This window comes from Rhodanobacter sp. IGA1.0, assembly GCF_040208325.1.
Lineage (GTDB): Bacteria > Pseudomonadota > Gammaproteobacteria > Xanthomonadales > Rhodanobacteraceae > Rhodanobacter > Rhodanobacter spathiphylli.
On the sequence record NZ_CP157948.1, the window covers coordinates 3,004,295 to 3,016,138 of the forward strand.

An 11,844-nucleotide genomic window follows, 5' to 3' on the forward strand; every position below is an offset into this window, starting at 1 on the left:
TCTACGAGGACCGCTTCTTCTTCAGCACGCTGAAGGAGCCGTCGCTTTCCAGGTACATCGCCCTGACCTCGTCGAGCCGCTCGACGTCGGACAGCCGCAACTGGGCGTCGATCTCCTGCTCGGTGAGGTTTTCCCGGCGCATGTTGCCGCGCTGCAGGCGACCGTGGCGGATCATGAGCACCGGCGGCGCATCGGTCAGCCGCGAGATCAGCGCGTAACGGCAGCCCAGGTAATCCAGCAGATAGTTCCAGCAGACCAGGGTGGCGATCAGGGTCGCGCCGTCGGCCACCGTCTGGCCGTCGCCGATCATGGCGTTCTGCGCCGCGTCGCCCAGCAGCACCACGAACAGGATGTCCGCGATCCCGGCCGATCCCGCGTTGCGGCGCAAGACGAAGCGGAAGATCACGAACAGGAACCAGTACATCAGGCTGCCCCGCACCAGGATCTCCAGGGGCGACATGCTGAACGCGAGAAAGGACATGTTCATCGGTCTGTCCACGGCTTGCCGCGCATTCGTGCGGACCCGAGCGAGCATCCCGCGGCGATGGTCACGGCGGGACAGCCGAGGCGGATGCCGGCGGGCATCGACGGATCAACCCGCACCCGTCTTGCGGCTGGACTCACTGTCGATGTCCTGCTGGTCTTCGCGGAGCTCGCGGTCGCGCTCTTTCCGGTGGGTGGCGTCCTTCTTCGCGACATCGTTGTCGTTGCGGTCGCCGTCGCCATGCCTGTGGTTTCCAAGCGGCCGACCATGTCTGCGCTCTCTTGTCGAAAGCTGCACCTTGCACGCGGTTGCATCAAGAAAGGGTGACCACAGACCCACCCGATCCGGCACCGGCACCGCCCGTCAAACCACGGCCGGCGCGGTAGCGTCATCGCCCATCGCCGACCGGGGAAAACTCCCTTCCCCGCCATGGCGCATAACGCCAGCCGGAAATGCCGATGCGCAGTCTGGCCATGGAAGTCGCGCGACGTGTGCAACGTGTATGGCTACTTCGACAACGACGCCAAGGTGAAGGCGCCGTTCGACGCGATGAAGCTGCGCCGGCGCCTGCAGGCCTGACAGCCGCCGACCGGGCTTCAGCGGACCGTGAACCGCTCGCCGTACTTGTCGGCGTGGGCGATCAGATAGGCGTTGAAGAACTCCTGGTCGCTGTAGCCCTCGCCCCGCAGCCGCTCCAGCAGGTCCGGGTCCATCTGGGAGCGGATTTGTGCCAGGTCATGGCGGCGTCCTTCATGGATGATGCCGCGACCTTCGGTGGCGCCCGTCGCCTCGACCTCGGGCACCTTCGCCGGCACGAAGGGCGAAACCGGATCGCTGGCCGGGAAGGTCTCTTCCAGCGCCTCGTCCTGGTTGTCGCTTTCCCTGGCCTTGCGTTGCGCACGCATGGCCGGCGTTTCCGGCGCGGCCGGAGCGCCCTTGCCGTCGGGATGTGCGGAGTCTTTGCGGTCATGAGCTGACATGGGGCGTCTCTGCCTGGGGAGGAGCTCGCAGCGTGCCGACCGCGCGGTTAAATCCCCATGTGCATTCCGTCGAGGGGCCGTGTCGTGCATCGGCTGCAATGGAACGTCCATGCCGGGCGTGACGTCGTCTGCGCAAACCTTGCACGACCCATTCACCGGCGCGCGGGCATTGTCCCCACTCCCCCAACCGGAGTTCCCCATGGACGCGATCACCCTGCTCAAGAACGACCACGATGCGGTGGAAAAACTGCTCGAGGAACTGGCGCAAAGCACGCCCCGCGCCGTCAAGAAGCGCACCGAACTGCTGGAGAAGATCCGGGTGGAGCTGAAGGCCCACACCACCATCGAGGAAGAGATCTTCTACCCCGCATTCAAGGCCAGTGGCAACCAGTCGGACGATGACAAGATGTATTTCGAGGCGTTGGAGGAACATCGCGCCGCCGGCGACCTGGTGCTGCCCGACCTGCTGGCCACGCCCGTGGGCAACGAGAAGTTCTCCGGACGCGCCAAGGTGCTCAAGGAACTGGTGACCCACCACGCGGACGAGGAAGAGAAGGAGATGTTCCCCCGCGCGAAGAAGTTGCTCGACAAGGCGACCCTGGCGTCGCTGGGCGAGAAGATGGCGATGCGCAAGGCCGAACTGGTCAAGCAGTTGAAGTCGGATCGGGGGTGAAACCCTGGCTTGGCGCGCCCGACGGACCGACGGGTGCGTGGTGGTGGCCGCTGGCGACGTTCCGCCCGCTTTCCCAGGGCCGTGCGGCAATCCGGTGACCGCGGCGGCGCACGCCGGTCCGCCCATTCTGCTGGCGTGATCGGCATTCCGTTTTCCTCAGGAAGGCTTACACTCGTCCGGGATTGCACGAGCACCGGGGCCAGGAAAGATGTCGTTCGAAAAGGGAAAGCGGGTCCTCGTGGTCGAGGACGATCCCGTCGTTGCCATGGTGGTGGAAGACAGCTTGCGCGACATGGGACTGGAGGTCTTCGTCGACCTCTCGCTCATCGATGCGCTGGGTGACATCGAAAGCGGCGATTTCGATGCAGCCCTGCTCGACGTGGGGTTGCGTGGCGAGACCGCGCATCCGGTGATGGTGGCGCTGCAGGCGCGAAACGTGCCGTTCATGGTGATGTCGGGCGGCGACCTGCAGGCTCTGGCGGCGGAGTTCCCCGGCGTCCGGATGATGTCGAAGCCACTGGACATGGCGTCGCTGTGCAACGCCGTGCGCGACCTGCTGGCCTGATTTGCCGGCCTGATTTGCCGGCCTGGCCTGCTGGCTGGAGCCGCCGGCGAACCGCTGACCGCCGGTGCGGCTCACGCGCTCACGAAAAGTCCCCGCCCCTGGCATTCCCCAGCATCCGGCGCAGCCGGTTGGCCAGCGCCTCGACGGTGAATGGCTTGGTGATCAGCTCCATGCCCGCGGCAAACCCTTCCGATGCCGAAGCATCGGACGCGTAGCCGGTCATCAGCAGGACCTTGAGGTCGGGCCGCAGGGCCCGCGACGCATCGGCCAGGGCCCGGCCATTCATGCCGGGCAGGCCGATGTCGGAAATCAGCAGGTGGACATCTTCGCAGGAGCGCAATGCCGCCAGCCCCGCCTCGCCGTCAGCGGCCTCCAGCACCACGTAGCCCAGTTGATGCAGCACCTCGACCACCACGTGCCGCACCACCTCTTCATCCTCCACCACCAGCACGATCTCGCCCTGGCCGGGCGCCTCCAGCGCGTGCCTCGCTGCACGCTCGGCATCCTGCCCCGGCTCGTCCAGGTGATACGGCAGATACAGCACCACGGTGCTGCCTTTGCCCGGCGTGCTGCGGATGTCGCAGTAGCCGTTCGACTGCCGCGCAAAGCCGTACACCATCGACAGTCCCAGGCCCGTGCCCTGGCCCACCGCCTTGGTGGTGAAGAACGGCTCGAACGCGTGGTCGATCACCTCGGGGGTCATCCCGACGCCGGTGTCGACGACCTCGATGCAGATGTAGCGGTCGCTGCTCACCTCGTGCCACTGGCGCGTCTTGACGTCGTCGGCGTTCACGTTGCGCGAGCGGATGATCAGCCGGCCGCCGCCGGGCATCGCGTCGCGCGCATTGATCGACAGGTTGAGCACGGCGCTTTCGAGCTGGTTGGGGTCGCACAGCGTCGGCCACAGGTCGGGCGCCAGATCGAACTCCAGGGTGATCTGCTCGCCCAGTGTGCGTTGCAGCAGGTCGGCCATCGACAGCATCAGCGGGTTGGCCTGCAGCGGTCGCGGGTCCAGCGGCTGGCGGCGCGAGAAGGCCAGCAGTCGATGGGTCATCGCCGCGGCGCGGCTGGCCGAGTTCAGCGCACCGTCGACGAAGCGCGCCACGTCGCCCGTCCTGCCCGCATCCACCCGCAGCTGGATCAGGTCGAGCGAGCCGATGATGCCTTGCAGGAGGTTGTTGAAATCGTGGGCAAGCCCGCCGGTCAGCTGGCCGACCGCCTCCATCTTCTGCGCCTGGCGCAGCTGTGCCTCGATCAGCACCTTCTCGCTGAGGTCGCGGATGAAGATGTTGGTGCGGTAGCCCTGATGCAGGGACAGCGTGCTGATGCTGATCTCCACCGGCATCCTGCGGCCGTCGCGGCTGACCATCTCGATCGACCGCACCGCGGCGCGCGGAGCTTCCTGCGCCGGCAGCAGGCGCAGGCTGTCCTCGAAGCGCTGACGGTCCTGCTCCGACACCACCAGCGCGGACAGCGGCTGACCGATGGCCTGTTCGCGCTCCCAGCCGAACAGGGTCTCCGCGCGCGGGTTCCAGCGGACGATCAGGCCACCCTCGTCCAGCTGCGCAAAGCCGTCCAGCGCGGTGTCGATCACGCCGCGGGCCAGGTATTCGCTTTCCACCAGCGCCGTCTCGGCCTGCATCCGCTCGGTGACGTCGCGGGTGATCTTGGCAAAGCCGATCAGCCTGCCGCCATCGTGGATCGGATCGACCACCACGCTGGCCCAGAAGCGGCTGCCGTCCTTGCGCACGCGCCAGCCTTCCGCGCTGTAGCGCCCTTCACGGCGCGCGGTTTCCAGGGCCGCCGCCGGCATGCCGGCGGTGCAGTCCTCGGGTGTATAGAAGCGCGAGAAATGGGTGCCGATGACATCCTCGGCGGTGTACCCCTTGATGCGTTCGGCCCCGGCGTTCCAGTTGGTGATCACGCCCTGCGGGTCAAGCATGTAGATCGCGTAGTCGATCACGCTGCTCACCAGCAGGGCGAAATTGCGTTCGCTGCGATGCAGGTTCATCGACGTCGCTTCCGCCACGCGGATGCGTTCGGACACGCGCTGTTCCAGCCGCGCGTTGCGCCCCTGCAGGGCCTGCTCGGCCTCCTTCTGCTCGGTGAGGTCGAGCAGCATGTTCACGCCGCCGCTGAGGCTGCCGTCGTCATCGAACAGCGGCGTGGGATAAGTGGCCAGCGTGACCCGGCTGCCATCGGGCCGTTCGGCCACCACCATCTCGCCATGCAACGGCCGCGCCTCGCGGATCGCGATGGCCATCGGGTACTGCTCGCGTGGCAGCGGGTTGCCGTCGGGTCCGAGCAGCTTCCACGAGGCCGCCCAGTTCTCGCCCAGCGATGGGCGCCGTCCGGCGAGATCGACCGCCGCCTCGTTGAAGAAGGTGAGCCTGCCTTCGGCATCGGTGGTGTAGATCGCCACCGGCAGGGCCTGCAGCACCTGCCCGGACAACTGCTCGCGCTTGCGGATCGCGCGGCTCAAGCGGTTCTGCTCGGACACGTCGACGGTAAAGCAGCGCGAATGGACTAACCGGCCATCGACAAACCGGCCGCTGGAGCTGATCTGCACATGCCGCACGCGACCGTCCCCGCCCACCAGGCGGGCCGGATACCGGTCCACCGATTCCCCGCCGCGGATGCGTTCCAGCAACCGCGTCAGGCGGTCGCCGTCGGCGTCGAACTCGCCCAGCTTGTGGCCCACGTATTCGTCGCGCCGGTAGCCCAGCAGATCCAGTTCCGCCTGGTTCGCACGCAGGATCGTGCCGTCCGCCGCCACCAGGCGCAGTCCCACCGCGCCATTCTCGAAGAAGTCCTCCGCCTCGTCGCGCGCGCGGTCCAGCTGGAAACACTTCAGCAGCACGCCGGAAGGCAGCTCGCCCTCCATCAGGGCGGAGACGCTCACGGATGCGCGCAACTGCTCGCCCGTCGCGCTTTGCAGCACGATGTCGATGTCATCCGCCGCATCGCCGGGCCGTGCCGCACGCGGCGCGGCCCCGGCGACGGTCCACAGCGCGTGGTCACTGGCGCCGATCTGCAGCGCATCGCCCCACAGCCGGGCTGCCTTCGCGTTGCGGGCGAGCACCAAGCCGTTGCCGTCGCACAGATAGGCCGGCATCGGCATCGCCTCCAGCAAGGCCGGGAAAGATCCGGAGAAACCTCCCGCGCCAAACGTCCCCGCCATCCGAACCACCCCCATGTCCTGTCTGTCGACCCGATTCGAAGGACTGGCTTCGAAGCGTCGCGGGATGCATTCACGACCCTCTCACGCGGCGTCTTCAATCTTCGATCTTCAACTATAACAACGCCTGCCCTCCACACCCGCCAAGCATGCTGCCGTGATTGTCCACGCGATGTGTCGACCCGAACTGCTGATCGGTTGCGCCGGCTGGTCGATCCCCGCCGCCCAGGCCGATCGCTTCCCCGAGGGGAGCAGCCATCTCGAACGCTATGCACGGCGCTTCAACTGCGTGGAGATCAATTCATCGTTCTATCGCCCGCATCGACCGGCCACCTGGCGACGCTGGGCGGCCAGCGTGCCGCAGGACTTCCGCTTCGCGGTGAAGATGCCCCGCGCCATCAGCCATGAGGCGCGCCTGCGCCATGCCGAACCGGCGTTGCAGGACTTCCTGGCTCAGGTCGAGGAGCTCGGGACGAAGCTGGGTTGCCTGCTGCTGCAGTTGCCGCCGAGCCTCGCCTACCGGCCGCCGGAAGTGCTGCCTTTCCTCGATCAGCTGAGGCGCCTGCACGCGGGTCCGGTGGCGTGCGAGCCGCGGCATCCGTCGTGGTTCCATCCTGCCGTGAGCCGTGCGTTGCGTGAACGCGGCATCGCGCGGGTGGCCGCCGATCCTGCCCGGCAACCCCGGGCCGCCGTGCCGGCGGGCGACCACCATCTGCAGTATTTCCGTCTGCACGGCTCGCCGCGGATCTATTACGACGCGTACTCCGAAGCCGCCCTGCGCCGGATCGAGCGCCGCCTGCGACGCCCCGACCCGGAGCCCTGCCGGCACTGGTGCATTTTCGACAACACGGCACTGGGCCACGCGGTCGCCAACGCGCTGGAGCTGAGGTCGCGCGTGGGCGATGCCGCGGACCTCGGCTGAGAGGTTGTGATTTTTTCAACCTCGAAGCCCGGCCACGGCGAGGGCATGGCGAGGGCATGGCGAGGGCATGGATGCCCGAGTTGAGGCAACGCAGGGAGCAGTTGCCCGATGCCCGAGTTGAGGCAACGCAGGAGCAGTTGCGCGATGGCCGGCCGCGGATCGGTCACCCAGGTGACTGATTCGCGTGACCACGTCCGGGCACGTAGCGGACGTGCGATGGAAGAAAACCACAGGAAGCGATTTTCTTCGCAGGCTCTGGGCGCTTCACCTTTCGTGCTCGTTGCCCGTTGCACGATGGCCATCCCCCATCTGCGGAAGCATCGATGCCGGAAGGCCCTTCCATCGTCATCCTGCGCGAACAGGCGGCCGCCTTCGCCGGGCGCACCATCCGCCGCGCCTCCGGCAACGCGAAGATCGACCTGCAGCGCCTGCCCGGTCGCCGGGTGCTGGCCTTGCGCAGCTTCGGCAAGCAGTTCCTCGTCGAGCTGTCCGGCGAGCTGAACGTGCGCGTCCACCTGCTGATGTTCGGCAGCTACCGCATCGACGAAGCACGGGACATCGCGCCGCGACTCGGGCTGGGTTTCGACGAGGGCGAGCTGAACTTCTACAACTGTTCGGTGCGCCTGCTGGAAGGCCGGCTCGACGAGCTGTACGACTGGCGCGGCGACGTGATGTCGGAACAATGGGATCCGAAACTGGCCAGGGCGAAGCTGCGCGCCATGCCGCACACCCTGGCATGCGACGCCCTGCTCGACCAGAGCGTGTTCGCCGGCGTCGGCAACATCATCAAGAACGAGGTGCTGTTCCGCATCCGCGTCCACCCGCTTTCCACCATCGGCGCGCTGTCGCCGTACAAGCTGGCCCAGCTGGTGGAGCAGGCCCGCGTCTACGCGTTCGAATTCCTGGCATGGAAAAAGGCTTTCGTGCTGGCCAGGCACTGGCTGGTGCACAACCGCGGGCGTTGCCCGCGCCACGACATTCCGCTGCAGCGCGGGTACCTGGGCAAGACCCATCGTCGCAGTTTCTTCTGCCCGCGCTGCCAGAAGCTGTACACGGACGACTGACCGGTGGCCGCATCCGGTTCGCACAAGGTGGTCCTTGTCGCCCTGGGCGGCAACCTGATGATCGCGATCGCCAAGTTCGTGGCCGCCGGGATCACCGGCAGCTCGGCGATGCTCAGCGAAGGCGTGCATTCACTGGTCGACACGGTCAACGAATTGCTGCTCCTCTACGGCTTGCGCCGCGCGGCGCGGCCACCGGATCGCACCCACCCGTTCGGCTATGGCAGGGAGCTGTATTTCTGGAGTTTCATCGTGGCCCTGCTGGTGCTGGCGATGGGCGCGGGCGTGTCGTTCTACGAGGGCGTGATGCACATCCGCCAGCCCGAACCGGTCGCACGGCCGCTGATGAATTACCTGGTGCTGGCGGTGTCGTTCGTGTTCGAAGGCAGCTCGTGGTGGGTGGCGCTGCGCGAGTTCCGCGCGCGCAAGGGCAGGCTGGGCTACTTCGAGGCGTTTCGTCTCAGCAAGGACCCCACCACGTTCACCGTGCTGCTGGAAGACAGCGCGGCCTTGCTGGGCCTGCTGGTGGCGCTGGCCGGGCTGGTCAGCGCGCAACTGCTCGATCAGCCCGCGCTGGACGGCGTCGCCTCGATCGGCATCGCCGCCGTGCTGTCGCTGTCGGCGATGCTGCTGGCCCGCGAGACCAAGGGACTGCTTATCGGCGAACCCGCCCATCCGGTGGTGGGCGAGGCGATTCTCGCCATCGCGGCGGGCGACGCCGGGGTGCGTTGCGCCAACGGCGTGCTCACCGTGCAGATGGGACCGAGCCAGGTGGTCGCCACGCTGAGCGCCGAGTTCGAGGACGCCCTGACCACGCCGCAGATCGAAGCCTGCATCAACCGCATCGAGAAGCAGGCCAAGCAGGCCCACCCCGAAATCGTCTCGCTGTTCATCAAGCCGCAGACCGCCGAGACCTGGCGCGCGCGGCGCCACATGATCGAGGCCGAAGGCCGGCACCGGGCCCCGTGAAGCAGCGGCGAAGTTCGTCCCGCTCTCGCCGGGCGCCACGCGTCGCCTGACCGTGCGTGCCAGGCTCCCGCGGCGCGTGCTGCACGTCGACCTGGAAGCCGGCAGCCTGTGGTGGTGAGCCGGGACACGCGACGGCGCACGGCCGCCCGATTCCCGGGCAACGCGCTCCGCTGGAGCCGCGCACCGGCCGGGCTCTGCGCGTCTAGCGTTCGCCCTGCTTCTTGGCCGGGCGCCCCCGCGGGATGCGGCGCGAGGCATCCGCATCCGCCGCAGCGGGCAGGTGCTTCTGCCATTCGAGCGGCTCGGGAACCGGCGGATGATGGCCGTCCAGCACCGGCGGAACCGATGAGGACGGAGGGCTGCGGGTGGGCTCGGCTTTCATGTCGATGCTCTGCGTGGCAAGGCTGCGAAGTTGCAAGACCTGGAAAGTTGCAGGACCTGGAAAGTTGCCGGGCCGGGAAACCCGGGGCCAGGCAACCGTCTACGCGCCACCCCGAAGAAAATGGCGCCGGCCCGACGGGATCACGCGCGGGTGGGTGGTTGCGGCGGATCGGCCGGTGGATCGGGCGGCGGCACTTCGGGCTCGGCCGGGGCCTGCGGCGAGGGTTCGCCGGGATCGGGATAGGTCGGCGGCGGCGGATCGGGTGGCCGGTACTCGGGATCGCCTGCGGATGCGCTGGCGGCCACGGCCACGGCGGGACAGTATGGATGCATGATCGGCTCCCGTGCGAGGTGCTGCCGATCCTCGCCCCTTGCGCGCCCAGCCCGCGTGATATTCGTGCAATGCCTTCGTGAGTGCCGTCGCCCGGGCCGGCCTCACGGATGGATCGAAACCCGGGCATCAGCGCTGAGGACCCATCGGTGACCCCGCTGAACAAACGTCTGCGGCGCGAACGGGTGATCGACGATCGCCGTTGCACGCTGAGCATCGATCCCGCCGGTCTGAAACTGGTGGAGAAGGGCCACCGCAGGGACATGACGCTCGGCTGGAGGGAACTGCTCAACGGGGATGCCGCGCTCGCGGCGGCGTTGAAGGCGTCGCTGTCGTAGCAGCGGCTCCGCCCGCGCCCGCGCTTGCCGCGAATTTCATGGCGGGGAAGACATGCTCGCGCGACACCTTCGAACGGCCGCTCCATGAACCTGCTTGGCTGGACCGCATCCATCGGATTCCTCCTGCTGCTGATGTCGCTGGCGTCGGGCTGGATCAGGCATCTGCCGGTGACCACCTTCAGCCTCTATCTCGCTGCCGGCGTCGTGGCCGGCCCCTGGTGCCTGAAGCTGCTGGACATCGAACTCACCGCGCACGCGCACGGCATCGCCCGGCTGACCGAGATCGCGCTGGTGGTGTCGTTGTTCATGACCGGGCTGAAGCTGCGCCTGGACTTTTCCGATCCGTCCTGGCGCACCGCCGCGCGACTGGCCCTGCCCGCGATGGTGCTGACCGTGGCAGGCGTTGGCGTGGTGGCGCACTGGCTGTTCGCGCTGTCGTGGCCGCTGGCCATGCTGATTGGCGCCATCCTCGCGCCCACCGATCCGGTGCTGGCCAGCATGGTCGCGGTGGACGACGCCAGCGATCGCGATCGCCTGCGCCTCGCGCTGTCCGGAGAGGCCGGCCTGAACGACGGCACCGCCCTGCCTTTCGTGGTGCTGGCCCTGCTGTTGCTGGGCGACCATGGCTCGGCCACCGCGCTGGGAAGATGGCTGGGCCTTGACTTCGCCTGGCCGCTGGTCGGCGGCCTGGGCATCGGTTTCGCACTGGGCTGGATGATCGGCTGGATCGGCGTGCGCATGAAGACCGCCAGCGCGGATGTCACGCCGAACGATTTTCTGGCGCTGGCCCTGATGGCGCTGTCGTATGCCGCGGCCACGGCGCTGTCGGCCTCCGGTTTCCTGGCCGCGTTCGCCGCCGGGCTCGGCCTGCGCCACGTGGAGCTGCACGTGGTCAGGCGCCACCCGAACCCGGACCTCGACCAGGACGACCAGCGCGGCACGGCAACCCATCCGCCAGCCGAAGTGCTCATCGATCCCCGCCGCCGCAATCCGGAACAGGCGCGCAAGCCGGTCGCGTCGATGGGCATGGTGGTCTCGGATGCGCTCTCCTTCGGCGACGCGCTTGAGCGGCTGATCGCTGCCGCGCTGGTCTTCCTGCTCGGCGCCGCGTTCGCCAACCACTGGCACCCCGCCGCCACGCTGCTGGCGCTGCTGCTGTTTGCCGTGGTGCGACCGCTGGCGATCTGGCTGGCGACGATCGGCTCGCAGATCCCCCGCTCGCGACGCCTGCTGCTCGGGTGGTTCGGCATCCGCGGCATCGGCAGCCTGAACTACCTGGCCTACGCCGCCACGCATGGCCTGGGCTCCGCAGCGACATCGGTGGCGGCGGAATTCGTGATCACCACGGTGGTGCTGAGCATCGTCCTGCATGGCATCACCACGCCGCCACTGATGGCGTGGCGACAGGCCGGCCTGCATCGGCGCAGCGCCTCGACGTCCGTGAACACCGCGCGCAAGCCCTGAGTGCGGGCCCTCATTCACCTTCCTGCGACGCTGCCGATGCGATCTTCATGCGAGCTTGACAACAGGGGCCAGCTCGATGCTTGCCAACCGGGTTCTTCTGGTCGAAGACGACGCCGACACTCGCGAACTCACGGCGCTGTTGCTGGATCACGCCGGCTACGAGGTGATCGTGGCTGCCGACCTTGCTACCGGCATCGCGATATCACGGCAGCAGCCGGACATCAGCGTGCTGATGGCGGACATGTACCTGGGCCGCGGCCAGACCGGAACCTCGCTCATCCGCACCCTGCGTGACGACGGCCTGCGCATGCCCATCGTGCTCACGTCGGCCAACAGCGAGGCGTTCGCCGAGGCGCGCGAGCTGAACGTGACATTCCTGCCCAAGCCCTACGGCCGACAGACCCTGCTGTCGGTGGTGGCCAAGGCCAGCGCCGGCGAACTCTGAGGCAGCCGCCGAGCGTCGTCATCCTCATTGCACGCAGGCATCACGCGCGCTTC

The 11,844-nt window shown here is 67.8% G+C and carries 14 protein-coding genes; 9 read left to right on the forward strand and 5 right to left on the reverse strand.

The genetic code is table 11. The features are described from left to right. Nucleotide 1: 1 nt before the first annotated feature. On the reverse strand, nt 2-487 hold the full coding sequence (locus tag ABNK63_RS13605) for a YetF domain-containing protein (RefSeq protein ID WP_007807760.1): 486 nt from the start codon (nt 485-487) through the stop codon (nt 2-4). Between the two features lie 84 nt (nt 488-571). On the opposite strand from ABNK63_RS13605, the gene ABNK63_RS13610 reads away from it, so the two are divergent. Next, nucleotides 572-811 (forward strand): hypothetical protein, encoded by a 240-nt coding sequence (locus ABNK63_RS13610; protein WP_350015928.1) that lies wholly within the window; start codon nt 572-574, stop codon nt 809-811. Between the two features lie 269 nt (nt 812-1,080). Here ABNK63_RS13610 and ABNK63_RS13615 read toward each other — a convergent pair whose 3' ends face one another. Then, a complete protein-coding gene (locus ABNK63_RS13615) occupies nt 1,081-1,464 on the reverse strand; it encodes a hypothetical protein (protein ID WP_040673216.1) in 384 nt (127 codons plus the stop codon). A 199-nt stretch (nt 1,465-1,663) separates the two neighbouring features. Between ABNK63_RS13615 and ABNK63_RS13620 the strand changes: the two genes are divergently transcribed. Beyond that, the gene (locus tag ABNK63_RS13620) at nt 1,664-2,137 is read left to right on the forward strand and encodes a hemerythrin domain-containing protein (RefSeq protein ID WP_007807754.1); all 474 of its coding nucleotides are present in this window, start codon (nt 1,664-1,666) and stop codon (nt 2,135-2,137) included. Nucleotides 2,138-2,375: 238 nt separating this feature from the next. Further along, on the forward strand, nt 2,376-2,702 hold the full coding sequence (locus tag ABNK63_RS13625; RefSeq protein WP_350015929.1) for a response regulator: 327 nt from the start codon (nt 2,376-2,378) through the stop codon (nt 2,700-2,702). Nucleotides 2,703-2,781: 79 nt separating this feature from the next. On the opposite strand, the gene ABNK63_RS13630 is transcribed toward ABNK63_RS13625, so the two are convergent. After that, nucleotides 2,782-5,817 (reverse strand): PAS domain S-box protein, encoded by a 3,036-nt coding sequence (locus tag ABNK63_RS13630; protein ID WP_350015930.1) that lies wholly within the window; start codon nt 5,815-5,817, stop codon nt 2,782-2,784. 235 nt (nt 5,818-6,052) lie between these two features. Between ABNK63_RS13630 and ABNK63_RS13635 the strand changes: the two genes are divergently transcribed. From ABNK63_RS13635 to ABNK63_RS13645, 3 genes are all read left to right on the forward strand, one after another. After that, nucleotides 6,053-6,802, forward strand: coding sequence for a DUF72 domain-containing protein (locus tag ABNK63_RS13635; RefSeq protein WP_350015931.1), 750 nt, complete (start codon nt 6,053-6,055; stop codon nt 6,800-6,802). Nucleotides 6,803-7,125: 323 nt separating this feature from the next. After that, a complete protein-coding gene (locus ABNK63_RS13640; RefSeq protein ID WP_350015932.1) occupies nt 7,126-7,866 on the forward strand; it encodes a DNA-formamidopyrimidine glycosylase family protein in 741 nt (246 codons plus the stop codon). Nucleotides 7,867-7,923: 57 nt separating this feature from the next. Further along, on the forward strand, nt 7,924-8,832 hold the full coding sequence (locus ABNK63_RS13645; protein ID WP_350017226.1) for a cation diffusion facilitator family transporter: 909 nt from the start codon (nt 7,924-7,926) through the stop codon (nt 8,830-8,832). Nucleotides 8,833-9,034: 202 nt separating this feature from the next. Here ABNK63_RS13645 and ABNK63_RS13650 read toward each other — a convergent pair whose 3' ends face one another. Together ABNK63_RS13650 and ABNK63_RS13655 are read right to left on the reverse strand one after the other, a co-directional pair. Beyond that, entirely contained in the window at nt 9,035-9,214 is a 180-nt protein-coding gene (locus ABNK63_RS13650; protein WP_157582113.1) for a hypothetical protein, read from the reverse strand. Nucleotides 9,215-9,354: 140 nt separating this feature from the next. Continuing rightward, the gene (locus tag ABNK63_RS13655; RefSeq protein WP_007807742.1) at nt 9,355-9,546 is read right to left on the reverse strand and encodes a hypothetical protein; all 192 of its coding nucleotides are present in this window, start codon (nt 9,544-9,546) and stop codon (nt 9,355-9,357) included. Nucleotides 9,547-9,693: 147 nt separating this feature from the next. Between ABNK63_RS13655 and ABNK63_RS13660 the strand changes: the two genes are divergently transcribed. The 3 genes from ABNK63_RS13660 (at nt 9,694) to ABNK63_RS13670 (ending at nt 11,791) form a co-directional block, all read left to right on the forward strand. After that, entirely contained in the window at nt 9,694-9,882 is a 189-nt protein-coding gene (locus ABNK63_RS13660) for a hypothetical protein (protein ID WP_007807740.1), read from the forward strand. An 84-nt stretch (nt 9,883-9,966) separates the two neighbouring features. After that, nucleotides 9,967-11,346, forward strand: coding sequence for a sodium:proton antiporter (locus ABNK63_RS13665; protein ID WP_350015933.1), 1,380 nt, complete (start codon nt 9,967-9,969; stop codon nt 11,344-11,346). A 76-nt stretch (nt 11,347-11,422) separates the two neighbouring features. Then, a complete protein-coding gene (locus ABNK63_RS13670; RefSeq protein WP_350015934.1) occupies nt 11,423-11,791 on the forward strand; it encodes a response regulator in 369 nt (122 codons plus the stop codon). The last annotated feature ends 53 nt before the right edge of the window (nt 11,792-11,844 follow it).

Excerpts from the sequence above, each read along its gene's own strand:
- ABNK63_RS13640 (WP_350015932.1), top strand. The coding sequence starts at position 7,126 with ATGCCGGAAGGCCCTTCCATCGTCATCCTGCGCGAACAGGCGGCCGCC.
- ABNK63_RS13635 (WP_350015931.1), top strand. The coding sequence starts at position 6,053 with ATGTGTCGACCCGAACTGCTGATCGGTTGCGCCGGCTGGTCGATCCCC.
- ABNK63_RS13650 (WP_157582113.1), bottom strand. The coding sequence starts at position 9,214 with ATGAAAGCCGAGCCCACCCGCAGCCCTCCGTCCTCATCGGTTCCGCCG.
- ABNK63_RS13630 (WP_350015930.1), bottom strand. The coding sequence starts at position 5,817 with ATGCCGGCCTATCTGTGCGACGGCAACGGCTTGGTGCTCGCCCGCAAC.
- ABNK63_RS13645 (WP_350017226.1), top strand. The coding sequence starts at position 7,924 with ATGATCGCGATCGCCAAGTTCGTGGCCGCCGGGATCACCGGCAGCTCG.
- ABNK63_RS13665 (WP_350015933.1), top strand. The coding sequence starts at position 9,967 with ATGAACCTGCTTGGCTGGACCGCATCCATCGGATTCCTCCTGCTGCTG.
- ABNK63_RS13620 (WP_007807754.1), top strand. The coding sequence starts at position 1,664 with ATGGACGCGATCACCCTGCTCAAGAACGACCACGATGCGGTGGAAAAA.
- ABNK63_RS13670 (WP_350015934.1), top strand. The coding sequence starts at position 11,423 with ATGCTTGCCAACCGGGTTCTTCTGGTCGAAGACGACGCCGACACTCGC.
- ABNK63_RS13605 (WP_007807760.1), bottom strand. The coding sequence starts at position 487 with ATGAACATGTCCTTTCTCGCGTTCAGCATGTCGCCCCTGGAGATCCTG.
- ABNK63_RS13655 (WP_007807742.1), bottom strand. The coding sequence starts at position 9,546 with ATGCATCCATACTGTCCCGCCGTGGCCGTGGCCGCCAGCGCATCCGCA.
- ABNK63_RS13610 (WP_350015928.1), top strand. The coding sequence starts at position 572 with ATGCCGGCGGGCATCGACGGATCAACCCGCACCCGTCTTGCGGCTGGA.
- ABNK63_RS13615 (WP_040673216.1), bottom strand. The coding sequence starts at position 1,464 with ATGTCAGCTCATGACCGCAAAGACTCCGCACATCCCGACGGCAAGGGC.